General features: G+C 53.6%; 25 protein-coding genes and 1 pseudogene. 10 read left to right on the top strand and 16 right to left on the bottom strand.

Annotation, left to right across the window (positions count from 1 at the left end):
• Positions 1-90 precede the first annotated feature (90 nt).
• From pgi to CSTAT_RS09255, 3 genes are all read right to left on the bottom strand, one after another.
• Entirely contained in the window at positions 91-1,725 is a 1,635-nt protein-coding gene (pgi, locus tag CSTAT_RS09265) for a glucose-6-phosphate isomerase (RefSeq protein WP_075723196.1), read from the bottom strand.
• Positions 1,726-1,893: 168 nt separating this feature from the next.
• The gene (locus CSTAT_RS09260; RefSeq protein ID WP_075723195.1) at positions 1,894-3,360 is read right to left on the bottom strand and encodes a Na+/H+ antiporter family protein; all 1,467 of its coding nucleotides are present in this window, start codon (positions 3,358-3,360) and stop codon (positions 1,894-1,896) included.
• A 179-nt stretch (positions 3,361-3,539) separates the two neighbouring features.
• Positions 3,540-3,851, bottom strand: coding sequence for a chorismate mutase (locus tag CSTAT_RS09255; RefSeq protein WP_075723890.1), 312 nt, complete (start codon positions 3,849-3,851; stop codon positions 3,540-3,542).
• A 358-nt stretch (positions 3,852-4,209) separates the two neighbouring features.
• On the opposite strand from CSTAT_RS09255, the gene pcrA reads away from it, so the two are divergent.
• On the top strand, positions 4,210-6,777 hold the full coding sequence (pcrA, locus tag CSTAT_RS09250) for a DNA helicase PcrA (protein ID WP_075723889.1): 2,568 nt from the start codon (positions 4,210-4,212) through the stop codon (positions 6,775-6,777).
• A 4-nt stretch (positions 6,778-6,781) separates the two neighbouring features.
• Here the strand turns inward: pcrA and CSTAT_RS09245 are convergent, their stop codons facing one another.
• Complete coding sequence (locus CSTAT_RS09245; RefSeq protein WP_075723194.1) at positions 6,782-7,534, bottom strand: M23 family metallopeptidase; 753 nt, start codon at positions 7,532-7,534, stop codon at positions 6,782-6,784.
• Between the two features lie 796 nt (positions 7,535-8,330).
• A complete protein-coding gene (locus tag CSTAT_RS09240) occupies positions 8,331-9,128 on the bottom strand; it encodes a M23 family metallopeptidase (protein ID WP_075723193.1) in 798 nt (265 codons plus the stop codon).
• Between the two features lie 603 nt (positions 9,129-9,731).
• On the opposite strand from CSTAT_RS09240, the gene CSTAT_RS13850 reads away from it, so the two are divergent.
• The 3 genes from CSTAT_RS13850 (at position 9,732) to purH (ending at position 13,814) form a co-directional block, all read left to right on the top strand.
• Positions 9,732-11,528, top strand: coding sequence for a cell division protein PerM (locus tag CSTAT_RS13850; RefSeq protein ID WP_083640800.1), 1,797 nt, complete (start codon positions 9,732-9,734; stop codon positions 11,526-11,528).
• 90 nt (positions 11,529-11,618) lie between these two features.
• Positions 11,619-12,224: a phosphoribosylglycinamide formyltransferase gene (gene purN, locus CSTAT_RS09230; protein ID WP_197462006.1), complete on the top strand. Its 606-nt coding sequence runs from the start codon at positions 11,619-11,621 to the stop codon at positions 12,222-12,224.
• Between the two features lie 39 nt (positions 12,225-12,263).
• On the top strand, positions 12,264-13,814 hold the full coding sequence (gene purH, locus CSTAT_RS09225) for a bifunctional phosphoribosylaminoimidazolecarboxamide formyltransferase/IMP cyclohydrolase (protein WP_075723191.1): 1,551 nt from the start codon (positions 12,264-12,266) through the stop codon (positions 13,812-13,814).
• Between the two features lie 119 nt (positions 13,815-13,933).
• On the opposite strand, the gene CSTAT_RS13910 is transcribed toward purH, so the two are convergent.
• The 8 genes and pseudogenes from CSTAT_RS13910 to rpmB form a co-directional block, all read right to left on the bottom strand.
• Positions 13,934-14,122 (bottom strand): alpha-hydroxy-acid oxidizing protein, encoded by a 189-nt coding sequence (locus tag CSTAT_RS13910; RefSeq protein WP_272867659.1) that lies wholly within the window; start codon positions 14,120-14,122, stop codon positions 13,934-13,936.
• A gap of 109 nt (positions 14,123-14,231) precedes the next feature.
• Positions 14,232-14,898, bottom strand: a pseudogene (locus tag CSTAT_RS09220) (alpha-hydroxy acid oxidase).
• A gap of 165 nt (positions 14,899-15,063) precedes the next feature.
• The gene (locus CSTAT_RS09215) at positions 15,064-15,741 is read right to left on the bottom strand and encodes a TetR/AcrR family transcriptional regulator (protein WP_075723190.1); all 678 of its coding nucleotides are present in this window, start codon (positions 15,739-15,741) and stop codon (positions 15,064-15,066) included.
• Positions 15,742-15,803: 62 nt separating this feature from the next.
• Positions 15,804-16,622, bottom strand: a complete 819-nt coding sequence (locus CSTAT_RS09210) for a putative nucleotidyltransferase substrate binding domain-containing protein (protein ID WP_075723189.1) — start codon at positions 16,620-16,622, stop codon at positions 15,804-15,806.
• Between the two features lie 198 nt (positions 16,623-16,820).
• Entirely contained in the window at positions 16,821-17,069 is a 249-nt protein-coding gene (gene rpsR / locus CSTAT_RS09205) for a 30S ribosomal protein S18 (protein WP_003846456.1), read from the bottom strand.
• Between the two features lie 15 nt (positions 17,070-17,084).
• Positions 17,085-17,390 (bottom strand): 30S ribosomal protein S14, encoded by a 306-nt coding sequence (gene rpsN, locus CSTAT_RS09200; RefSeq protein WP_006822995.1) that lies wholly within the window; start codon positions 17,388-17,390, stop codon positions 17,085-17,087.
• Between the two features lie 3 nt (positions 17,391-17,393).
• Entirely contained in the window at positions 17,394-17,558 is a 165-nt protein-coding gene (gene rpmG, locus CSTAT_RS09195; RefSeq protein WP_006822996.1) for a 50S ribosomal protein L33, read from the bottom strand.
• Between the two features lie 2 nt (positions 17,559-17,560).
• Positions 17,561-17,797 carry a 50S ribosomal protein L28 gene (gene rpmB, locus CSTAT_RS09190; RefSeq protein WP_075723188.1) on the bottom strand — a complete coding sequence of 79 codons (237 nt, stop codon included), beginning with the start codon at positions 17,795-17,797 and terminating at the stop codon, positions 17,561-17,563.
• 484 nt (positions 17,798-18,281) lie between these two features.
• On the opposite strand from rpmB, the gene CSTAT_RS09185 reads away from it, so the two are divergent.
• From CSTAT_RS09185 to CSTAT_RS09165, 5 genes are all read left to right on the top strand, one after another.
• Positions 18,282-18,548, top strand: a complete 267-nt coding sequence (locus CSTAT_RS09185) for a type B 50S ribosomal protein L31 (RefSeq protein ID WP_066795372.1) — start codon at positions 18,282-18,284, stop codon at positions 18,546-18,548.
• Between the two features lie 15 nt (positions 18,549-18,563).
• Complete coding sequence (gene rpmF, locus CSTAT_RS09180; RefSeq protein ID WP_066795369.1) at positions 18,564-18,737, top strand: 50S ribosomal protein L32; 174 nt, start codon at positions 18,564-18,566, stop codon at positions 18,735-18,737.
• A 307-nt stretch (positions 18,738-19,044) separates the two neighbouring features.
• Entirely contained in the window at positions 19,045-20,463 is a 1,419-nt protein-coding gene (locus CSTAT_RS09175; protein ID WP_083640797.1) for a trypsin-like peptidase domain-containing protein, read from the top strand.
• 57 nt (positions 20,464-20,520) lie between these two features.
• The gene (locus CSTAT_RS09170) at positions 20,521-21,108 is read left to right on the top strand and encodes a MogA/MoaB family molybdenum cofactor biosynthesis protein (RefSeq protein ID WP_075723187.1); all 588 of its coding nucleotides are present in this window, start codon (positions 20,521-20,523) and stop codon (positions 21,106-21,108) included.
• Positions 21,109-21,201: 93 nt separating this feature from the next.
• The gene (locus CSTAT_RS09165; protein WP_066795364.1) at positions 21,202-21,423 is read left to right on the top strand and encodes a hypothetical protein; all 222 of its coding nucleotides are present in this window, start codon (positions 21,202-21,204) and stop codon (positions 21,421-21,423) included.
• 128 nt (positions 21,424-21,551) lie between these two features.
• Here CSTAT_RS09165 and mscL read toward each other — a convergent pair whose 3' ends face one another.
• The 3 genes from mscL to CSTAT_RS09150 all read right to left on the bottom strand — a co-directional run bounded on the left by mscL (position 21,552) and on the right by CSTAT_RS09150 (position 23,549).
• Positions 21,552-21,998, bottom strand: coding sequence for a large-conductance mechanosensitive channel protein MscL (gene mscL / locus CSTAT_RS09160; RefSeq protein WP_075723186.1), 447 nt, complete (start codon positions 21,996-21,998; stop codon positions 21,552-21,554).
• A gap of 182 nt (positions 21,999-22,180) precedes the next feature.
• Positions 22,181-22,960 carry an SAF domain-containing protein gene (locus CSTAT_RS09155; protein ID WP_169833261.1) on the bottom strand — a complete coding sequence of 260 codons (780 nt, stop codon included), beginning with the start codon at positions 22,958-22,960 and terminating at the stop codon, positions 22,181-22,183.
• Positions 22,961-23,003: 43 nt separating this feature from the next.
• Complete coding sequence (locus CSTAT_RS09150) at positions 23,004-23,549, bottom strand: 5-formyltetrahydrofolate cyclo-ligase (RefSeq protein WP_075723885.1); 546 nt, start codon at positions 23,547-23,549, stop codon at positions 23,004-23,006.
• Positions 23,550-23,604: 55 nt separating this feature from the next.
• Between CSTAT_RS09150 and CSTAT_RS09145 the strand changes: the two genes are divergently transcribed.
• Entirely contained in the window at positions 23,605-24,528 is a 924-nt protein-coding gene (locus CSTAT_RS09145; RefSeq protein ID WP_075723884.1) for a UTP--glucose-1-phosphate uridylyltransferase, read from the top strand.
• The last annotated feature ends 1 nt before the right edge of the window (position 24,529 follow it).

The following is a 24,529-nucleotide window of genomic DNA, read 5'->3' as shown; positions in this document are numbered from 1 at the left end:
TCTGAACTCGCGTTAACTGCTCTATTGTGTCTAAGAAGTATGAATTGGCAGTGGCGAGGGACTGGATGTTTCCTGCGTGAATTCTGTTAATTAACGGTGCTTAAGAAACCAGGAGATCAGTGCGTCGGTCGATTCATCACCGGTATCGATGTCCGCCTTGCCAGAGACCGCCGGCGCTAGGTCGTTGGCTTGTTGCTTACCTAATTCCACGCCCCATTGGTCAAAGGAGTTGATATCCCAGATGACGCCTTCGACAAACACGATGTGTTCGTAGAGTGCAATCAAGCTGCCCAATGCTGCAGGGGTGAGCTCTTCGGCCAAGATAGTGGTGGTGGGGCGATTGCCCGGCATGACCTTGTGAGCCACGAGTTCTTCTGCGATGCCTTCGCTTGCTATTTCTTCTGCGGTTTTGCCAAAGGCCAGCACCTTGGTTTGTGCGAAGAGATTGCCCATGAGTAGATCATGCATGGAACCTGAGCCATCGGCAGTGGGGAAATCTTCCTTCGGGTGGGCAAAGCCAATGAAATCAGCCGGAACCAAGTGTGTTCCCTGGTGCAGTAACTGGAAGAAAGCATGCTGGCCATTCGTTCCGGGCTCACCCCAGTAAATCGGACTGGTAGTGGTTGCTACCGCAGAGCCATCGTGGTGCACGGACTTGCCGTTAGACTCCATCGTTAGTTGCTGCAAATACGCAGGGAAACGGCCAAGATCCTCAGAGTAGGGAAGTACAGCGTGAGACTGTGCGCCATAGAAGTTGGTGTACCAAACGCTTAGCAGTGCCATGAGCACTGGAACATTGGACTCAAGTGGTGCGGTGCAGAAGTGCTTATCCATGGCATGGAAGCCTTCGAGGAAACGCATGAAGTCCAGCGGACCAATGGTGCACATCAGAGACAAGCCAATGGCTGCATCGACAGAGTAACGTCCGCCGACCCAATTCCAGAACCCAAACATGTTTTCAGTATCAATGCCGAATTCCGTGACCTTCTCGGCGTTGGTCGATACCGCAACAAAGTGCTTGGCGATGGAAGACTCATCACCATCGAATTGCTCCAGCATCCAACGACGAGCAGCGTGGGCGTTAGACAAAGTTTCCTGCGTGGTAAAAGTCTTGGAAGCAATGATGAAAAGAGTGGAGCCGGCATCGAGTCCATCCAAAGTCTTTGCCAAATCGGCTGGGTCCACATTGGAGACAAACTCGGCGGAGATTCCCGCGACTTCATAGCTGCGCAGTGCCTGGGCTGCCATCGCAGGCCCCAAATCAGAACCACCGATGCCGACGTTGACCACCTTCTTGATGGTATGGCCGGTATGCCCCAGCCACTTGCCCGAACGCAATGCAGTTGCGAAATCACGCATGCGACCGAGGACTTCGTGAACATCGGCTGCGACATCTTGCTCATCGACCACTAGGTTAGCTTCGACCGGAAGACGCAATGCGGTATGCAGTACAGCGCGGTCTTCAGTGGTATTGATGTGCTTGCCGCTAAACATGTCTGCGCGGCGTGCTTCAACCCCTGCTTGCTCAGCGAGTTCTACCAGCGCTGCAACCACTTCGGAGTCAATAAGATTCTTGGAAAGGTCCACATGCAGCCCCGCAGCATCGAAGGTTAAAGCCGAAGCGCGGGTGGCATCGGCAGCAAAAAGCTGTCGAAGCGTTGTGTGCTTCTTAGCTTCGAAAAGCTGCTGAAGCTTTGCCCATGCAGGTTGTTGCGTTATTTCCATGATTGACCTTTCGATACCAGCGGTAAAACGAGCTGAAGTAGGGGTGAGATAGGTAACCTAGCCACTTCCTAAACTAGTCAAAATATTAGTTTAAGGGGCAAAATAAATGCGGCCTCTCCACAAAAATTGGGAGAAACCGCGAAAGATAAATCTAAATGGTGCGTGGTGTTAGAGAACCAACGCTGCAATCCAGCCGGCGATCAGCAATGGAATGTTGTAGTGAATGAAGGTCGGAATGACCGAATCGCGAATGTGGTCGTGCTGTCCATCAGCATTTAAACCTGCTGTTGGACCGAGCGTAGAGTCAGAAGCCGGTGAGCCTGCATCACCCAGCGCACCGGCGGTGCCGATGATCGCGACGGTCGCCATGGTCGAAAAGCCCAAAGACATACACAGTGGAACGAAAAACACGGTGATGATCGGCAGGGTAGAGAAGGAAGAGCCAATCCCCATGGTGACTACGAGACCGGCGATAAGCATCGCTGCGGCCGCGGCCGCCTGGTTGTCGCCAAAGATAGAAGTCACGTCGTCGACAAGCGCTTCGACCTCGCCGGTCTCGGTCATGACAGCTGCAAAACCTTGCGCAGTAATCATGATGAATCCAATGAGCGCCATCATCTTCATACCGGAAGAAAATACGTCATCGGCTTTTTTCCACTCGACCGCGCCGGTGAGCAGCAAGATAGCCAGACCAATTAGAGCACCGACCAGCAAACCATCGGCTTCAAAGCTCATAGCCTGCATGGCAACCTGAACCACGAAAGTTGCGACGATAGCAATCAGTGCGACGCGTACCTTGTAGGAAGAAATTTCCTGGCTATCAGGCTCTTCAGCTAACGGGCGATCTTCGTAGACACGTGGCTTGCGGTAGGTGACGAATACCGCAATGAGCAGGCCCGCCACCATGCCTGTTGCTGGGATAGCCATGGCATGAATGATGTTGATGTCGGAGGTGTCCAAGCCGGCTTCGTTGATGTTGAACAACAAAATGTCGTTCAAGAAGATGGAGCCGAAACCTACGGGCACAAACATGTAAGTGGTGACCAAACCGAAAGTCAGCACGGAAGCAATCAGGCGGCGGTCGATGCCGAGCTTGTTAAAGACCGTGAGCAGTGGTGGAACAATGAGCGGGATGAATGCAATGTGAACCGGGATTATGTTCTGGCTCATAATTGCCATAGCCAGTAGACCGGCCACGATGAGGTACTTTGTCGTGGTCACTGCCTTCTGGCTGGCATTGTGCACGATAGGATCCGCTGGATCTTCCTCGGCATCAATGTCGCGTGCGCCGCCTGCACTGACGCCGCTCCCGGTGCTAGCACCCCCAGCGCCTGCAGTAGCAAACTGGGATACTTTGGACTTGGTTGCGTTAACGCGGGCGAGCAGGAGATTCGCCAAGATTTGGGGCAAGCCTGTCGATGCCACACCCATGGCAAAAGCGCCGAGCAGAGCGTAGCTCAATGCGATTTTCGCGCCACCGCCAAGGCCATCTTGGAAGGCAAGCATGGTGCCGTCTAACCCCATGCCTGCGAGCAGACCTCCGACAAGCGAACCAAGAAACATTGCGACGACGACATGCACGCGCACTAGGGCCAGCACGAGCATGACCACCACAGCAATTAAGACAGCATTCATAATTAATCAGGGTATTAGCAGGGTCCTTTTATAAAAAATTAGGATTGCCTGCAAAAACGTGATTCTTATCCCAGAAAGATGGGGAAGCGGTCCACACCCTATGAATGCATAGAATCGGGGTAGCACTTTAAAAGCGCTACCCCTTAAGCCTGGTGTCGTATTAGCGACGCCAGAAGTGCTTAGCCGAGCTTGCCGCGGCCCATGCGCAATAGCGCAGAGCCGATGGCGGGACCCTCTTCGCCGAGCTCATCACGGAACTGGTTCAAAATAGAAATCTCACGGGTGTGTACTAAACGGGTGCCGCCGGAGCCCATGCGGGTCTTGCCAATTGCTTGGGAGACTTTCGTGCGACGTTTGATGGCTTCTAAGATAGTGCGATCCATGCGGTTGATTTCTTCGCGATACTTCTGAATCTCAGCATCAGACAATGGGTCATCAGTGCCTGAAGGCATGCGAATATCCGCGTTGTCTCCAGCGGGGTTGAAATCCATATTTTCTCCCACGAGTTCGTCCTGGGACTGATTATTGCTAGCGTCAGTACGGCCAGATTCAGAAGAGGTGTCCATAGCTTTATTATTGTGCCACTAAGTAGGAGAAACTGGAATCATTGACCCAGGCTAAGCGCCGCTAGTGGTCTTGGCATGGGTTTAGACACAAGTAGTGTCCGATGCAAGAGGTAGGTTGGAAGTTATTATGCGCAGCGATGAAAATAGAAACGACAAACAAGAACAAATTACTGACTTTGATCAGCTTCCACTTCCACCTTTAGAACCTGAACCTGAATTTGCTCCACCTGAAGAAGCCGATCTACCGCCGGAGGATGCTGGCGATCTTTTTCGTGATTCCCACATGACGCAGTCAGGCGCGGAAGCTCGCCTCAATCCTTTTGCGCCTGCATCCGGAAATCCCGCAGCGAATCCTTTCGGTGGGGCAGGCAGTGGTTTATCTAATCCTTCGCCGTTTAGCACGGTCGGAAGCAACGCAGGGCAGCATCGCGCTCGGCCGCAGGTCAATGTGTCGGCCGAAAAGCTTGTCGAGGGCCTTAATCCGCAACAGGTTGAAGCCGTCGAGCATTCTGGTTCGCCACTGCTAATTATTGCTGGTGCGGGCTCTGGTAAGACCGCGGTGCTGACTCGCCGTATTGCTTATCTCATGGGCAATAGGGGAGTTGCTCCATGGGAAATTTTAGCTATTACCTTTACCAATAAGGCCGCAGCAGAGATGAAAGAACGCGTCGGCCAACTGGTAGGTCCTGTTGCTGAGCGCATGTGGGTGGCTACTTTCCACTCGATTTGTGTGCGTATTTTGCGCCAGCAGGCCCAACTTGTTCCTGGCCTCAATACGAATTTCACCATTTATGATGGTGATGACTCCCGCCGCTTGTTGACGATGATTGCTAAAGACATGCAGCTGGACATCAAGAAGTTCACCTCGCGTGTGTTGGCGAATCAGATCTCTAATCTCAAAAATGAGCTGACTTCACCTGAGACTGCTTTGGCAGAAGCAGAGAAGACGAAGAACCCATTTACGCTTACGGTGGCGCAGGTCTTTGCGGAGTATCAGCGCCGCCTGCGAGCTGCTAATGCCGTTGACTTTGATGACCTTATTGGTGAAGTCGTGCGTATCTTCGTTCAGCACCCGCAGGTGGTCGACTTTTACCGCCGCAGGTTTAAGCACGTGCTTATTGATGAGTACCAGGACACCAACCACGCGCAGTACTCGCTGGTTGCCGCATTGGTGGGAGATGATCAAGAAAAGAGCCCTGAACTGTGTGTTGTGGGCGATTCAGATCAGTCAATTTATGCCTTCCGTGGTGCAACCATCCGCAATATTGAGGACTTTGAGCGTGACTATCCGGGTGCACGCACAATCTTGCTCGAGCAAAACTACCGTTCCACCCAAACTATTTTAAGTGCCGCCAACGCGGTGATCGCGCAAAACGAAAACCGTCGTAAGAAAAACCTGTGGACGGACCACGGTGAGGGTGAGAAGATCATTGGCTACGTCGCCGATAATGAGCACGATGAAGCTCGCTTTATCGCCTCGGAAATTGACGCTTTGGCGGATAAGGGACGCAACTATTCCGATATCGCGATCATGTACCGCACCAATAATGCTTCGCGTGCTTTGGAAGATATCTTTGTGCGTTCCGGCATTCCGTACAAGGTCGTTGGCGGAACCAGGTTTTACGAGCGCCGCGAAATTCGTGACATCATCGCATACCTGCGGATCATGGATAACCCAGATGATTCAGTAAGTCTGCGCCGGATTATTAACGTGCCTAAGCGTGCCATCGGCGATAAGGCTCAGGCGCAGATTGCCACGCATGCCGATAACCTCAATATCAGCTTTGGTAAGGCACTCTATTTTGCTGAACAGGGAGAAGTCCCAGGGTTGGGGACCCGTGCTGTAAATGCGGTGACCAAATTCAATGACATGATGTCTGGAATCCGGGGGCAGATTCCCGCGATGATAAATGACGTCACTAAACAGCCAGACTTGGGTGAATTAGTCAGCGCTATTTTGGATGCCACCGGCTATAAAGCGGAATTGGAAGCATCTAATGACCCACAAGATGGAGCGCGTTTAGACAACCTCAACGAATTGGTTTCGGTGGCACGTGAATTTTCTTCCGAAGCAGCGAACCAATTGGCCTTTGACGGATCTGATTCAGATATTGTTGTTGCCCCTGAACTTAGTGAGGGAGAGGCTGCACCGGGTTCACTGCAGGCCTTCTTGGAGAAGGTTTCTTTGGTTGCTGATGCAGATCAGATTCCTGAAAATGAATCCGGCGTGGTCACCCTGATGACTTTGCACACTGCGAAAGGCTTGGAATTCCCGGTTGTATTCCTCACCGGTTGGGAGGAGGGACAGTTCCCACACATGCGCTCCCTCGGTGACCCGAAGGAGCTCAGTGAGGAACGCCGCTTGGCGTATGTGGGAATCACTCGTGCCCGCGAAGAGCTGTATCTCACTCGGGCGATTCTTCGCTCGTCCTGGGGCAACCCCATGACGAATCCGGCCAGCCGCTTCCTCGGCGAGATCCCAGAGGATCTCATCGACTGGCGCCGTGAAGAACCGCAAAGCTCAATGGGCTCTGCATGGGACTACGATGATTCCTATTCTTACGGTCGTTCTTATGACTCGAGCTGGTCCGGGTGGGGCCGTAGTTCACGCTCCGCCGCGACATCCCCTTCGCAGCGAACTCGCTCTTCTAAGGCTTCGGAAAGCTCGATGTCCAAGAACAAGAATTTGGATTTAGTTGTAGGCGACCGCGTCAACCACGCCAAATATGGCCTGGGCACAGTCATCGCTGCCGATGGTTCAGGTCTGCGATCGACTGTAACCATCGACTTTGGTTCCGCAGGCAAGGTCAGGCTCATGCTCGTGGGCGGCCTGCCTATGGAAAAACTCTAGGAAACTAGAAGTAGATTCCGTTACCTGCAAACCATGGCTTCGGGTCGGTGGCGTTAGCGCCATCCGGCCAAATCTCGAAGTGCAGGTGCGGTCCAGTGGATTGACCTTCACTACCGATAGAGGCAATCTGCTGTCCTGCGGTCACACGCTCGCCAACACCGACGAGCAAGGATGAAGCCTGCATGTGTCCGTAGACGGAGATTGAGCCGTCATCGTGCTTGATGCGGATCCAGTTGCCGTAGCCCTGTGCTGGCCCGGATGAGATAACTTCACCGTCCATGACTGCGTAGATCGGAGTGCCAATGGGGTTGGCAACGTCAATGCCATTGTGGTGAGTGCCCCAACGAGCTCCGTAGGTGGAAGTAAGCGTACCGGAGGTAGGAAAGACTACCGTGCGGCCATCAGCGGTACTGCCACGCATCGGGGAGAGCTGTGATGGGTCAGCCGGAGCGAATTGCTCTGCCAGGCCAGGAATGGAACTTGGGTCCAAAACGATTGAGACGCCGTATTCCGTGCGTTCAATGGTCGGAACGACGCCACTGTTTAAAATACCGTCGATGCTTGTGAACAAACCGGTTGCGGCGTTTATCAGCTCATTGTTATCAACGTGGTTGATTTGAGGCTGAGAAGAGCCATCGACGACACTGAGGCTGAGCGCTGGGGTGTCTGCCGTGGCAGCTGTGACGGTGGCTAGGCCAACGCCTGAAGCAGCAGCCACTGCAAGAGCAGCTTTGAGTGCGCGGGGAATGCGCTTCATAGATACGGTCCTTTGCTAAACGCTGTACATCAGTGTTTGATATCGCCATCACAATCAACACAATGCAGAAATCACCCGCCTAAAAAGGCGTCATCGTTCGATGAACTGAATTCGTTGCATAGCTGTGATTGATTTGTAGCAACGCGATTAAAGTTATCGGGAGTTTGCGCACTATGCAATGGGAAAACGGCAGGTGATGGCAGTTCGTTTTCGAGAACCTTTCGAACACCCCAGCATGTTGCGCATGTTGCTAATGTTAAAGAAGTTGCGAATGTAAACCAATGGTTCAAGTTCTGGGGGTGGCAAAAGGGGGTGTCAAATTCTGGGCCCGGGGAATAATTTCCGGCGTGTCGTAACTATCTAGACCTAAGTATCGTTATATCTTGCTTGGTTTGCCTTTTCTTAAGTCGGTGATGCTCTGTGGGGCGCGGGATCGGGCCCGGGTGCAACTTGGAAAGGCGTTTGGGAACGATGTTGTAAATGTGCGCGCAAACGGCGGCCTTGCGGCTTCTGCGCTTTGCTAGGCGCGTGTGTGGGCAAGCTGTTGGTCGGCGTGCCGGAAGGCCTTGAGTCTTGGTTCCAGGGGTCGTGGCGGGGCTTGCAGCCTTCCTAGGCCCACTGGGTCCTCAAGGTCCTGTTTGAGGTGCCTGCTGTTCGCTATTGCGTCATAAGACGCCTCGGCGCTGGACGAGCGTTTCCGGGCATGGCAAAAGCCCCGGGTTGGGCATCCACCAGAAGATGTCGTTGGTAGGGAGGTGGAAGCTCAGCCTGGGGCTTTGTATTGCGCTTTAAGAAATTAAGAGATGTTGATTCCGCGTGCCTGGAACCAAGGAATAGGGTCAACTGCGGTGTTGCCGTCAGGGTGAATCTCAAAGTGCAGGTGGGTACCGGTGGAGAAGCCAAGGTTGCCCATGCCAGCGATCTTTTGGCCAGCGGTTACGCGCTCGCCGACTGCGACGTCAAGAGATTCCATGTGGCCGTAAACGGACATCGAACCGTCGTCGTGCTTGATGCGGATCCAGTTGCCGTAGCCAGATGCTGGGCCAGAGTCAATGACGGTGCCGTCCATAACGGACAGGATTGGGGTGCCATTGGAGTTAGCGATGTCAATGCCGGCGTGGAAAGAGCCCCAACGTGGGCCGAATCCGGAGGTGAAAGTACCTTCAGCAGGGCGAGAGACAGATGGTGCACGAGCTGCTTCGTCAGCGGCTGCGCGAGCTTCAGAAGCCTGGATGGCGGTGTTGAGCTGCTCTGAGAGGTTCTGAACTGGCTTGGTTTCTGCAACGGTCAAAATCTGTGGGGTAGCTGCAACAGCGGAATCAACCTGGTTCTGTGCCCCCTCAACAGCGTTTTGGATGTTGCCGGAAACCTGATCCAATGGAGAGGTCTGGCTAACTTGCTTGAAGTCAACGGTTTGAGTTTTGGTTGTATCTTCAGGGGCGGTCTGTACCTGAGCTGCAGTAGCTCCACCAACGCCAGCAGTAGAAACCGCGCCTGCGGCTACGGTTACTAAAGCAATGCGTCCCTTAGCCGTCTGTGCGGTGTTCACCTTGCGGTGACGTCCAACGCCAGAGCGCCGAGAAATGCTTTGCATGTAAATTTTCTTCCCTATTGTCGTCTCACTCCTGGAGCGTGTGCATCTTGTTGATGCGAGAGGGCGTTACATTGAACCCTTGCTCTTTATCGGATTGTGACCTTACTGTTACCAACGAGAGGTAACAATAGCGTCTCAAATGATCTCGAGCAACCTGTTTCAGGGAATTAAACAAGGGTAGCTTGATTTTGCGGCTAAGCAAATTCTGCCCCTACCTCCGTTGCGCCAGCACAAACGATTACAGGGATGTTTTTATGGCCTAAAATTGACTCGATGAAATTTAATGTGATTACCGCCACTGGGGTAAAAATGGTCAAAAATTGGCTAAATTTTCAGGGTTAGCGGTCGTCGAAATTCTAACTTTTGACGGTATGCATGTGGCTTGTGTGGCAATGGCCAGGTTCGCGTTGACGCCACGGTGAAATGTACTTATTTACTCCTTATATAGGAGTTCTTTGAACCCATTGTAAAGGTTGAGGGTTTTCCATCCGCGGTGTCCTCCAGCGACATGACTGCGAAGAACTAACAGCAGGCTGGATATTAGCTGAAGAGTCGGGGTGCCAACGCTAAAAAGAAACCAGATCGTGGCAATGTGTATAGCTGATGAGCAAAAATACGAGCCCCCAATCACGGTCAACTTCTGGTCCGCGCAGCTCTGCACGAGGGCGCGGGCGTGTTAAGGCCGCCTCGCCGTCAGCCGCGCGCGTTGCCAAGACGGTGGGTAAGGAAACCAAAGCGCGGCGCGCAACTGGTCCGGTGACTTGGCGCTCGCGCCTTCGCCGAATGTTTTTTGTTGTAGCTGTCCCTAATCTTGTGGTGTTTTTCTCTTTGGCGGCCATTGCCACGGCAACAGTGCTGCTAACTAGTTCGCCATCTGCGTGGTTGCCTACTGCCATTGCGCAGTCTTGGATGGTTACCAACCTGGCTCCTGTTGTGGCAGCAGACTTAACAATTTCTGCTCTTCCAATCCTGCCTGCGCTGATCCTGGGATGGATGCTCGCGGGAAATATTCATCGCGCTATTAAAGATAAGGTCAGTGTGAATGACCTCCTAGCGCTTTTGGGCTGGGTAATTGCTATCCCCATCGTGCTGATTGGGGTTGCTTGGTTTATGTTGTGGGATGCTGCCCAGGTCTATGACCTATCTCCACCACCTTTGGGAAATACCATCGCCCGGGCGCTGGTATTGCATTTGGCTGCACTACTTATTGGCATGGGTCCACGGCTATGGCGTGCACTAGCGAAGCGCTATAAAATTCCGCGCGACGTTGTCGATGGCGTAGTACTTGCTGCTTTGTCGTTGTTAGCTTTGTTGGCTACAGCTGCTGTGGTCCTCCTTGTTGCTTTGGCTGTGAACTGGAAGAACCAAGCGCTGATTGCAGATAGCTTTCCGCATTTAGCTGGCTTGGGATTATTTGCGGTTATTGGACTTTCGGTTCTGTACCTGCCCAATGCACTAGTTGCAGTCGCGGGAATCCTATTGGGTTCAGAATTTCACATTGGTGATGCCAGCGTCAGCCTGTTTAGTGTGCATCTTGTTCCACTTCCACCATTGCCTTTGTTGGGCGCGGTTCCTGGTTCGGCATCGCCTTGGGCAATTGGGCTGTTGGTGCTGACTGCCGTAGCTATCGGATACGTAGCCGTAAAGAAGCGTCCGAGCTTTTACCAAGCTGCAGCATCTGGTGTGGCAGCAGGAATTATTGTGCTGGTTAGTGGTTATTTGACCGCTGGTGAACTTGGCCTTTATGAGTCTGTGGGTCTCATGGTGTTTATGGCGGCAGGACTGGCAGTCGTCTGGGTTGGTGGCATCGGTCTTGCGGTGGCTGCGGGAATGGCAATTAAGGCCCGCCGCGACGAGGCAGCGGATGTTTCCGTGGCGGCAGCAGCAGAGGCCACAACAGAAGAGACTGAGTCCACCGAATCCACTGAAGCTGCTGAATCCTCAGAAATTATCGACGCAGGTGAAGCTGATGAGGCTAGTGATGATGGGGCAGTGGACTACATTGATGGTGAGCTCGAAGAAGAGACATCCGTTGCCAACGAGGGTGGCTCCCAGGGTGAGGCAGTCTCCGTTGGAGCAATGTCGGAGGAGCTGATCGATAATTTGGAAGATGGTTCCTTCCCCGATGAAGTGCCAGGCGAAGACGATATTGAGGACAGGATCGGTACTGCTACGCATGAGCCGAGCGATGGAGATGCCAATAACGAGCCCGGCGTCGAAGACATTGACATCGACAATGCAGAGCAAACCGCGGAAGGGGTATTGCCAGACTCTGACAACGGAGCCCAAGAAGCTGCGGAAAATGACACGGAAGCTTCTGGGGTCGAGCACGCTGATGATGGCCACGATGGCCAACAGCAAAGCGATGAGGACGATAAAACAGGCAAAGATACCCAATAAGAGGGGATAAGTTGTCCTCTTTTCCGTGGTGGAGGAAAAATTGGCGGCATCGTTTCGTCCTCGAAAGGGCTACAGACTAGTCTTTAACACGTGACTGAATCGCCTTCGCAAGTTTTGAAAGCACAAGACCCGCTCCAAGTAGTGGTGCTGGTATCTGGCACCGGATCTTTGCTGCAAAATATTATCGACAACCAAGATGACTCCTATCGGGTTATCAAGGTAGTCGCGGATAAGCCCTGCCCGGGGATTAACCGAGCCCAAGATGCAGGCATCGACGCCGAAGTCGTGCTTTTAGGCTCAGACCGCGCGCAGTGGAACAAAGACCTTGTCGCAGCGGTTGGTACCGCCGATGTTGTGGTGTCCGCTGGATTTATGAAAATCCTGGGGCCTGAATTCTTGGCCAGCTTTGAAGGCCGCACAATAAATACGCATCCCGCACTCCTGCCGTCCTTTCCGGGCGCGCATGGAGTCCGGGATGCGTTGGCTTATGGCGTGAAAGTCACCGGCTCTACTGTCCATTTTGTGGACGCGGGAGTCGATACTGGCCGCATCATCGCACAACGCGCAGTAGAGATTGAGGCAGAAGATGATGAGGCAAGCTTGCATGAGCGCATCAAAAGCGTCGAACGTGAGCTTATCGTGCAGGTCTTACGCGCAGCGAATGTTCAAGACCAGCAGCTTATTATTGAGATTTAAACCAGATTTCCCACAGTCAGGAAGGCAAGGCTTTCATCCATGAGTGATGACCGCAAGCAGATCAAGCGTGCACTAATTAGCGTTTATGACAAGACAGGGCTCGAAGAGCTCGCTCGCACGCTTGACAGCGCAGGCGTAGAGATTGTGTCCACCGGCTCCACCGCCGCCAAGATTGCTGATCTTGGTATTAACGTCACTCCGGTTGAATCTCTCACCGGATTCCCAGAGTGCCTCGAAGGCCGCGTTAAGACCTTGCACCCACGCGTGCATGCGGGCATTTTGGCTGATACCCGCAAGCCGGATCACCTTAATCAGCTGGAAGAGCTTGAGATTGAGCCATTCCAGTTGGTCGTGGTTAACCTGTACCCATTTAAAGAGACTGTAGCTTCTGGCGCAGACTTCGATGGTTGCGTCGAGCAGATTGATATCGGCGGTCCATCCATGGTCCGTGCTGCTGCCAAGAACCACCCATCGGTGGCGGTTGTTGTAGACCCAGCGCGTTACGGCGACATCGCTGAGGCTGTCGCTCAGGGCGGATTCGATCTGGCGCAGCGCCGTCAGCTGGCCGCGACTGCGTTCAAGCACACGGCAGATTATGATGTTGCAGTTTCTGGCTGGTTTGCCCAGCAGCTTGCCGATGACTCCGCTGCCTCTGCTGAGCTAGAAGGCGAAGCGCTGCGTTATGGTGAGAACCCTCACCAGCAGGCTTCCATCGTTCGTGAAGGCACGACCGGTGTTGCTAATGCGAAGCAGCTGCACGGTAAGGAAATGAGCTACAACAACTACCAGGACGCGGACGCCGCATGGCGCGCTGCTTGGGATCATGAACGTCCATGTGTAGCAATTATCAAGCACGCTAACCCTTGCGGTATCGCTGTTTCTGATGAGTCCATCGCAGCGGCGCACGCAGCGGCACACGCCTGTGACCCAATGTCCGCTTTCGGTGGCGTTATTGCGGTCAACCGCGAAGTCACCAAGGAAATGGCAACCCAGGTTGCTGACATCTTCACCGAGGTCATCATCGCACCGTCCTACGAAGATGGAGCCGTCGAGATTTTGCAGGGCAAGAAGAATATTCGCATCCTTGTTGCTGAGCATGAAGTACCAGCAGTAGAGGTCAAAGAAATCTCTGGTGGCCGTCTGCTGCAGGAAGCAGACGTTTACCAGGCTGAGGGCGATAAGGCTTCGACTTGGACTTTGGCTGCCGGCGAAGCTGCATCCGAGGAAAAACTCGCGGAGCTGGAATTCGCTTGGCGCGCAGTACGCTCGGTAAAGTCCAACGCCATCTTGTTGGCGCATGAAGGTGCAACCGTTGGCGTGGGTATGGGCCAGGTCAACCGCGTTGATTCGGCGAAGTTGGCTGTTGACCGCGCGAATACTTTGGCTGATTCCGCAGAGCGTGCTCGCGGTTCCGTCGCAGCATCGGATGCGTTCTTCCCATTCGCCGATGGCTTGCAGGTGCTTATCGATGCCGGCGTTTCCGCCGTTGTCCAGCCCGGCGGCTCCATCCGCGATGAAGAAGTTATTGCTGCCGCTGAAGCAGCTGGTATCACCATGTACTTCACTGGTACCCGCCACTTCGCGCATTAAAGCTTTCCTCTGCTTCGCGTTCGGGAAGCTTTAGCTCAGAAGAGTTAGCAAAAAGGGAGTCTGTTCACCCGTAATTTTAACGGTGTGAACAGGCCCCTCGGCTTTCTAGAGCCTGACTTTTAAATATCGAGCTTTAAGCGTCGATGTTCTCGTCTGCGTTTCCCAGCCACGGCGCGATGACCTGGTCTGACTTCTTCGGGCAACAACTCAATGGTCTTATCCACGCCTTGCTCACCACCGGCCATAGGTCCGTAGAGATACGCGCGCCCGACGAGGACAAAGTAAGCGCCGAGTCTAAAAGCAGCCACGATATCGGCACCGGGACATCACGCCTGAGTCCAAGATAATTTCGATATCTGGACCTGCTTCTTTGCGTACTTCACTTAGCGCTTGGATAGACACAGGGCTGTGGTCTAGCTAATGGCCACCGTGGTTGGAGACAACCAAACCATCGGCGCTCGGATCGACAGCACGGCGGGTAGCATCCGCAGTTAAGATACATTTAAAAAATAGCGGACCTTGCCACACTTCACGATTCCACTTCAAGTCCTCAATAGACAAGGAAGGATCAAGCATGGAGCCCAAAATAGAGGGTAGATCCTCTGCGGTGTTGCTCAGCGAGGCAGAGTTGTACGGATCAGCGGTTAGGAAGTTAAACCATTACGCGGGACGGTAAGTCGCAGCCAGCACTATCTTCGCTGTAAGCTGTGGCGGAATGGTCATGCCGTTGCGAGTATCACGCAGGCGTTGGCCAGCAACCGGGGTCTCCACGGCGACCAGTAGGGGGATGGAGCCTTTTTGCGCACGCTCCAACAAGTCCTTGGATGCCTCGCGGTCTTTCCAAAGATACAGCTGGCACCCTAGCTACCTCTTTGACAGAGCGGGTGTCCATAGGGGACAAAGAGAATAGAATGCCGGCTTTCGCAGTTGCTGGAGCGCCGGCATCCTCGCCCTCCGAATGCATGAAGCGCGCAAAGCCTGTAGGCGAAATTCCGAAAGGAAGCGATGAAGGTCTGCCAGCGATGGAGGTTGAAAGGTCTACTTCCGCAGCCGAGTCCGGCCGCGCGGTCCGACGGTCGAGCATTGGCAATTTGAACAGCATTAAAGGAAGAAGTTCACTGACTTGAGGAAATTAGTGCTTAAGACGAGTCATGGTGGTGAAACCTCTTTCAACCCTAATAGTTAGAACCTAATAAGGTAAAGCCACTTCACTATCAGCTGGGGGATTCTGGCTCGAGAAATGAGACCGCTAGTCCTTCTTAGCGTCTTTAGCTGCAATCATGTCCAAGGTGGCTTGCTCGCGATCCTCGGGGAATTCAGCCTGCAAGACTCTCAGGGCGGCATCGGCAAGCACGACTGCGGTCGGCGGCAGCTCGGAATCTGAATGTTGAAACGGCGGAGTGCCATTATTCTCGCGCATTTCCATCGCGGAGAGTGCAAGGTGGAAAGGCAGATCTGTGCGCGGATCCTCAGGTCCTACGATTTCGGCCGCAGTATCGCTGAAAGTTTTCTGCAGCTGTGCGCGCTGATCGTGAAAATCATCAAAATCAGGCGAGTTCGCAACCGGCAGCTGATAGAGCCGGCCGACATTCCAGCCGCTGGTGAGCAAAAGACGTGCTTCGGCCGCGACCAAGGCCCACAGGCGCAATTCCGGTGAAGACTTAGAACTTGCCAACTCATCGGCCAACTCAATGGAAGGCTCGATGGTGGATTTCAGCAGCGTGAGAAAGATTTCCGTCTTGGAAGGGAAATGGTAATACAGCGAGGCCTGGCGAATTCCAACAGCCTCTGCAATTTGATGCGTCGAGGTATTGGCAAAGCCCTGGGTGGTAAATAACTCTGAGGAAGCATCCAAGATTTCCTCGCGCGCGGTGCTACCGCGTCGGCGAGGACTATTTTTGCGAGGGCGTCCAACCGCACCAGCCATAAAACCAATTCCTCCTTATATAAAGCACATTTAAATATACGACATTAAAGCCCAGCTTGGGGCTAATTCACGTTTTGTGGATCCAGAGTCTCTTGCGAGTCTGACGATTCTTGTGAGTAGCGCGCGGAGATCGCCGCGAAGGTCTGCGCGACTAGACGGCATGCTGCACCGTAGGCAGTGCGATCCAGTGCTGGAAGATTATCCAACGTAGTGCTGCGACCATCCATATTAGCGAGCCAACGGCGCATGGCAATGCTTATCGCGGTCTCCCAAGCCACGGCCAAAGACTGTGACTCCGACGGGCTGAGCAATTGCCTTTCGATCGCAATCTCTAACCTGTCAAGCGTTGGCCGTGGAGACGGCGCAGCCCATCGTGCAATCCCTGCAATGGGAGCAAGAAGATAAGACTCGATATCGACTTCGCTGTCAGGGTCAGGCAAGCCATTGACGACCTTGAGTGCTGGTGGGCGCAGGCTTAAGGCTTCATCCAGAAGCTGTTGCTCTCCACCAATGCCCACCGGGTATCCGGCATCCACCCGCCACGCCAGAAACTCGTCCTCAGCCTGGCGGCCTTTAAGGCCTACTGACTCCAAAATCTCAAGCAACTGCTCATCCTCACCAAGCCATGTAATCGGCATGGAAGGAATAGCATCCCCCCGGCTTACTGCTCCTGTGAGACGAACCGGGCTGGCGATAGCAGGGGAGCGGACAACATCACTAACCAGGCGTGAGAACCACGCAGTCAGTTCGGTTTCGCTTTCTCGGTGGCGAAGAGCATTGCGCAAAAGCTCTTGAGCTTCAGATAAAATCCCGCGGGCAGCGGCGGTGGACTCACACCGATTGGCCTGTAAGGCAAGTTCCCGCAACGATGAGTGCAGCATGGCCGTCCTTCCTGCATTAAAGCGGTGGGGAGAAGATTTTCTACTTTAGCGTACTCGGTGCCCCAGCATAGGGGAAACAAAAGGCCCCTGGTCTCTTTCACCAGTTATATGGTGGAAGAGGCCAAGGGCCAATTTATACTTTTACCGTTCACACTTTATGCCAACGGCAAAAGTGCGCTGTTGAAACCCGGCTACTAATTAGCGGGTGGTGAACGGCAGGAGAGCCATTTCGCGAGCGTTCTTTACCGCGGTAGCAACCTGACGCTGCTGCTGCGGGGTCAGACCGGTGACGCGGCGGGAACGGATCTTGCCGCGGTCAGAGATGAAAAGACGAAGGGTCTTGGTGTCCTTGTAGTCCACCTTTTCGATGCCTTCAGCCTTCAATGGGTTCTTCTTCGGACGGCGGGTCTGCTCCATCCGGAACTTCTTCTGGTTATTGCGCTTCATTTTTTGCAACACCCCTTACCAGCTGGACTTGCGAACGCCTGGCAGCTCACCACGGTGAGCCATGCCACGCATGCGGACACGGGACAGGCCGAACTTACGGAGGTAGCCGCGTGGACGACCATCATGGGCGTCGCGGTTACGTACACGTGCTGCAGAAGCATCACGTGGCTGACGGTTCAGCTCGAACTGTGCGTCCATGCGATCCTCGTCAGAGGTGTTCGGGTTCTTGATAATAGCCTTGAGCTCAGCGCGACGCTCCGCGTAGCGGGCGACGATTTCCTTGCGCTGCTCGTTCTTGGCGATCTTAGACTTCTTAGCCATAGATTATCGCTCCTCGCGGAATTCGACGTGCTTGCGGACAACTGGATCGAACTTCATCAAAGAAATGCGGTCCGGGTTGTTGCGCTTGTTCTTACGGGTGACGTAGGTGTAACCAGTACCCGCAGTGGACTTGAGCTTGATGATTGGACGGATGTCATTACGTGCCATGCTTAAACCTTCTCCCCACGTGCTCGGATCTTCGCTACAACGGATTCGATTCCGTCGCGGTCGATGATCTTGATGCCCTTGGTTGAAACATTCAAGGTGATGGTACGGCCCTCAGAGGGCAAGTAGTACCGACGACGCTGCACGTTGGGGTTCCAACGACGCGAGGTGCGGCGGTGCGAGTGCGAGACTTGCTTGCCGAAGCTCGGCTCGCGGCCCGTTACCTGGCAAATAGCCGACATGGGTTCTCTTTCTCCTAGCCGCCCACATCTTGGCTACGGCGCTGGCCTATCACGAGAATGACTAAAGCGTTCTGCGTGTTGCTCTTTTAAAAGGTGAGGTGAGGTAAAGAGCGATGAGACTAGCTGCCAAATACCGGTAGACGGGGCGTATTACGTACAAAGTGACAACAGCAAGGAACAACCTTACACCGCTTTATGGCCATTTCCTAATCGCCTGGGAGGATTGCTTTCTTCACGCCTACCTTGAGAGCTGCATGCCTACCTTATCCGATCTCTTGTCAGGGTGCTCGTCGGCGGGATTTAGGTTTTATGCTCGTATTCTGTATGCTTGTTCGAGTTGATCACCGCATGTCATCGCGAATGCGAATGTAGCTGCGTTAGTGACCTTCTTGTCAGTTTGTTAGATACCCAACTCAGGCACGATCTTTACCCTTTCAGGATGTAAAGAACCGACCTGAAGTTTCAACCCTGAGGGAATCGAATTATGAAGAAAGATATCCACCCGGATTACCACCCGGTGGTCTTTCAGGATGCTGGTACCGGTACCCAGTTCCTGACCCAGTCCACTGCCAGCTCCTCCCGCACTGTTCAGTGGGAAGATGGCAATGAGTACCCACTGATCGTTGTCGACGTGACCGCTGAGTCCCACCCATTCTGGACTGGTGCACAGCGCGTTATGGACACCGCTGGCCGTGTTGAGCGCTTCAACCAGCGCTTCGGCGCAATGGCTCGCCGTAAGAAGAAGGCATAAGGAGGAAAGAAAACAATGGCAACTCCTAAGTTTAAGAAGTCCCGTTCCAATACCCACCACCGTCGCTCCCAGTGGAAGGCTGACAATGTCGCCCTGCAGGAAGTAACCATCGATGGTCAGACTGTTCGTATCCCACGTCGTTTGGTCAAGGCTGCACAGCTCGGCCTCGTTGACGTAGAGCAGTTCTAAAAATAAAAGCTTCGACGGCTACTGTCACTTACTAAGCTTTAAAAGAAGACACCTGGAATCCGTAAAGGATGACAGGTGTCTTTTTCATATCCGCATGTCTCTTGGATTGTCCTGCGTATTGCTTGTGGCGCATCACCCGCAAGCAGTGTCCGGTGCGGGTTATAGGATGGAAGAAGTTGTTGCATTCAAGCGCTCAAGTCGTGGAGTTTGCGCACATAAATGCATACAGGGAACGTCCAGGAACCCACGTTCGGACTTACAGAATTATTCCAGTACAACATAAGATTGATGGGGGAGAATACCTACTATGACTTCCAAAGATGAACATTCGGATTCGCCGCAAAGCTACTCGCGCGGCTGGAACCAGCCACGTTCGGACAGCACCCAAGAGATTCCAGCAACACCTGACAACGCTGCCTCTAATCCTCCGCAAGAACCTTATGGCCCCTATGGTGCTCAGTCACAGGGTGCGCAGGATCCGTTGCAAGGACCTGCGCAAGTACCGCGGCAGCAGCCAGGGGCGCAGTATTACGGACAACAGGCAGGCACTCAGCAGTTCGGTGCGCAGCAAACAGGCGCCCAACCGACTGGTGTGCCGGGGGTGGATGATGGCGCGACGAAGACATCGAAAAGCAAGCGCACTGTAGGGCTTGGAACCGCGTTGGCCATGATGTTGGTTGCAGGCATCGGTGCGGGCGGGGTCACCGGCTATGTCGTAGGCAATAACAGTTCCTCGAATAACGGGACTTCCGTAAGCGAGATTCTTAACAGTCAGCCGGTCAATAACACCAATACCACCGGCCAGGAAGCAGAAGCTGGCACGACAGAATCAGTTGCCGCCAAGGTATTGCCGGCTGTGGTTTCCATTCAAGTAGTCTCATCTACCGCGGCTTCTGAAGGTTCAGGTTCGATTATTTCCCCTGATGGTTATGTGCTGACTAACCACCACGTCGTCGCTGGTGCTGAGGAAGGCGGCATGATGCAGGTGACCATGAATGATGGCGCCAAGCACGATGCTGAATTTGTAGCCTCGGATGTTAATACCGACGTAGCGGTGATTAAGATCAAGGATGTTCAAGACCTGCCATTTTTGGAATTCGGCAATTCCAAGTCCTTGCAGGTGGGCCAGGAAGTCGTAGCTGTTGGTTCCCCGCTTGGTCTTAATGCGACGGTGACTTCCGGTATTGTCTCCGCAGTCAACCGTCCAGTGCGTGCGTCCCAAGGTGGCGGGCAGTCTTCGCTGATCGATGCTATTCAGACCGACGCTGCTGTTAACCCCGGTAACTCAGGCGGGCCGTTGGTGGATATGAGCGGCAATCTGGTGGGTATGAACTCCATGATTGCTTCCTTGTCAGCTGGAACGAGTGGTGAAGCGGGCTCGATTGGCTTGGGCTTTGCTATCCCATCTAATTTCGCGCAACGCATGGCGCAGCAGCTGATTGATAATGGCGCAGTTGTTCACCCCATGCTGGGAGTGCAGGTTGACGGCCGAGATATCACCGACGGCGCGCATGTTGTCTCCGTGGAACCAGGCAGTGCCGGTGCTGAGGCTGGGCTGGAAGAAGGCGATATCATCACCCGGGTTAATGACCGTCCGATTGAAGACGCAGATTCCCTCATTGCCTCCATTCGTGGGCAGGAATTTGGCAATAAAATCACCCTCGAGGTGACCCGCGAAGACGACGATTCTTCGCGAGAGGTAGAGGTTACCTTGCCAACAGAGTAGTTTAATAAGCAGCCTCATGACGTTCGAAACAACTAACTACTAGAAGTGGAAATCACTATGACAACTGACTCGAACCCGGCTCCCGGGTTAGTTCACCCGAACGCTCTTTTGGAAATGGATGAACCAGATGACGCGTACTTGCTGGCGTCAGAACAGCAGAATGCTCCGCAGCCAAACCGTCGCGCGCTGGTAGTTCTTGCAACAGATCATCCAGATGAAGCAGCTGAAGAAAATACCTCCTTGTGCACTGAACTGTTGCAAGAAGCTGGCTTTACCGTAGACGGTGCTATCACCGTGCGGATGAAGAAGTCGAAGATCCGTCAGGCCATTGAAACCGCAGTGGTTGGCGGTGTTGACCTCGTACTGACCGTCGGCGGGGTCGGGGTTGGCCCACGCGATAAGGTGCCTGAGGCAACGCGTGAGGTATTAGACCAAATTGTACCGGGCATTGCCCAAGCGGTCCGCTCCTCAGGTCAGGCGTGTGGTGCCGTTGATGCATGTACGTCACGCGGTATCGCTGGTGTATCCGGCTCCACCGTGGTGATTAACTTAGCGCCATCCCGCGCAGCTGTACGTGATGGTATGGCTACGATCACCCCGCTGGTACACCATTTAGTAGACCAGCTGCAGGAGTACTCAGTCTAGATTTCCTCGTTCAAGGTGTCGGACCCCAGCAGCTAAAAGCTGGTGACCGGCACCTTAAAAGTTTGTGTTTTAAAACGTCTTAAGGAGGGCACTGTGCCACGGAAACGTCGACGAGTATTTAAAGAGTCAGCTTCGCCGAACTATGACCGAACTGCAGATCGCCCGGATTTTATCTCCGCATTTCCGAATGAAGCGGAATCAGATGATGCTACCCGCAGCGTGGAATTAGACGATGGACAGACAGACACTGCCATCCCGGATAGGGCTTCAGAAGAATTCTGGAAAGAACAGCGCCCGCCACACCACGGTGGGTAGCTATCTTGTGAAAGTTGCCCACCAAACGATAGCGACATAACTAAAGCCTTTGGTCACGCAACTTAATGCGTTTGACCAAAGGCTTTGGGCTCAAATGTCAGGCCCGAAGACGTAGAACCTCGAGGATACTACTTGGTGTCGTCTCCGGTGGGACGGCCGATACCGTGAGCACCGGTGGAGCCACCAGCGTCAGCAGCCATGAGGTCGCGGATTTCAGCCAGGAGCTCTTCAGAGGTTGGAGCTGGGGCGTCTTCGTCAACGCCGAGGCGCTTGTTGTTCACCTCGTTGAGCTTATTGATTGGTGCAACGATGATGAAGTAGACCACTGCCGCGATGATCAGGAAGTTGATAACGGCGGTGATGACAACACCGAAGTCAATGAAGGTGTTTTCATTGTCGGTGATCTGGAAACCAAGACCAGCCATATCGGCGGAGCCGAAAGAGTTGATGATTGGTTGAATCAGAGAATCAGTAATCGCGGTGACGATGGCGGTGAAAGCGGCACCGATGATGACACCAACTGCCAAATCGATTACGTTGCCGCGCATGATGAAATCTTTAAAGCCCTTGAGCATGATCTTTCCTTTGCAGGTTCAGGTGTACTGGGTCTTAGATTGAGTTATGTAGCAAATAAGCCGTTAGGAATGTAACCACAATTAGTTAAAGAAGCTAGATAACTAGCCAAAAAGTGATAGTAAACACTTAAAGCTTGGTGCTTCAACATCACAATGTACGCGTAAACAGTCACGTGCACGCGTTAACCCTGGGGAGTTCCCGGCAGTCGAGCCCGATCTCCTGTGATTACCACCGTCAAAGGCTGGGAAATAGAAGCGCTCGCAACCACCTGTGCCTGCTCAGCGGGAAGCACAATCAACACGGTCGCGGGCGATCCTGAGGTAGAGCCTTGCCCGCCGTTGCCGCCGGCGGAAATATCAGCGGAAGTCGCGATAACGCGCGCACCCTCGGCGATGATTAAAGGTTGGGCAAAGCCTGGCTCTTCCGCAGTTTCTTGGGAGGTGACCACGTTGACGGTATCGCCGTGATGTAACAGTGAGACCAAGTCGGGTTCTGCAAGTTTCAAGGGCACCAAGTGTCCGTCGGGCACCAGAAATGAGGTTAGGTCATCGCCAACAAGGCGCAGCTCAGTGATGATTTCGCCACCCACTGCAGGTGCGGCCAACACACGCCCAATGACCTCTTCAGGTGTATGCAATGCGCCGGCGGCGGGGATAATTTCCTCCGGAACACGCACGGTGGCCACATCCTCAGCGGTTAATGCTCGGCCGGCATCGACATCACGCGCAAAGACGACAACTTCCGGATTCTCACGCAGTCCACTAAGTGCTACGAGTGCGGCGGCTAAGACCAACACGAGCCCAAGCGCGCGACGAATAAATTGCGAACGTTGATAGCCAGGAGTCTTTAAAATTTGCAGCGTCGAAGTCTGTGACTTTCGGGGATTTCGTTTCCGGGAAATCCCCTCACGAAGACTTCCGCCACGAGGTGAGCTTCGAGGTGTCTTTGTTGCAGTGGCCATGAATATATTGGACTGCAATGAGGCTTCAAAGGTTGCCGAGGTATCAGTCCGTAATAACCAGATCTACGGCCTGGTCATGATCGTCGTGGGGGACAGCATCAAGGACTTCTTCTGTGTAGACAATGGCGATGGTCTGCGGCCGCGGGTTAAGACTTGCTAGCGCGCGGTCGTAATAGCCAGCACCTTTGCCCAGGCGCATACCATTGTTATCAATGGCGAGAGCAGGGATGAAAAGCACATCGAGCGACGCTAGAACAGAACTGTCGTAAGTTTTGCCAGTGGGCTCAGCAATTCCTAAAGCACCTGGTTTTAGGGATTCCGGGCCCTGGTACAAAGACCAACTTAAAACGCCCTCCTTACCGGAAAGCGGAAGCCAGAGCTCGGCGGTTGCATCGTAAAGCTTGTCGATGAACCCTGCACCGCCAGGCTCTGATGCCAACGGGAAGTAAGCTGAAACCTTTAGGCCTTGAGCGCGCTTTACTACCGCGCGGGTAATTGCCGCGTCTTTTTGTGCCTTATGCAAAGGATCAAGTTCTTTGCGGGTCCGGGTGTGTGCACGGCGGATGTCTTGTTTTGTCAAAGCAACCATAAACACAGGGTAGTGCCAACACGTAATGGTGGGGCTGGAATGTAAGCTGTTCGTTATGGTTAATGATCGCGACGAAGCTTCACCGTGGGTTAAAACCGTTGTTGTTCCCGCTGCTGGAATGGGAACTAGGTTTTTGCCGGCGACGAAGACTGTGCCGAAAGAGTTGTTGCCGGTGGTAGATACCCCGGGTATCGAGTTGATTGCTGAAGAAGCTGCCGCCGTAGGCGCCGATAGGCTAGCTATCATCACTGCTCCCAATAAGCAGGAGGTCATGCGGCACTTTGAGGCTTTCCCGGACTTGGTGGAAACCCTGGAATCTCGCGGCAAGCTATCCCAATCTGACAAGGTCAAGCGCGCTCATTCTCTGCTTCACCCCATTGCGGTTGAGCAAGAAAAGCCTTTGGGCTTAGGGCATGCCGTGGGCTTGGCGGAGTCGGTGCTCAAGGATGAAGAAGAGTTCTTTGGCGTGATGCTGCCGGATGACATTGTGCTTCCTAATAACGCGATGGAACAGATGGTGGCCGTGCGCAATAAGCTGGGTGGCTCTGTCCTGCTGGCTGTTGAAGTGCCACGTGATCAGACCTTTAACTATGGCGTTTTTGATATTGAAGCAACCGAAGAAGACAGCGTGAAAAAAGTCGTGGGCATGGTGGAAAAGCCGGCCCCTGCTGATGCGCCTTCGAACCTGGTGGCAACTGGGCGGTATGTGTTGGATAAGAAGATCTTTGACGCGCTGCGTCGAATCACCCCTGGCAAGGGCGGCGAGCTGCAGTTAACCGATGCGATTGAGTTGCTTATTCAAGAAGGCGAGCCAGTACACGTAGTCGTGCACGAAGGCACCCGTCATGACTTGGGTAACCCAGGTGGGTATATCCCGGCGAATGTGGACTTCGGGCTGCGCTCGGAGGTTTATGGTCCTGCGTTGTACACGCAGTTGAAGAAGATTATTGCTAATTATGAGGCAGAGAAGGGCCTGTAAA

Origin of the sequence: Corynebacterium stationis (assembly GCF_001941345.1) — a bacterium.
GTDB classification, from domain to species: domain Bacteria; phylum Actinomycetota; class Actinomycetes; order Mycobacteriales; family Mycobacteriaceae; genus Corynebacterium; species Corynebacterium stationis.
Note: the sequence above shows the minus strand (reverse complement) of the source record. Positions and strands in the feature narration are given on the sequence as shown.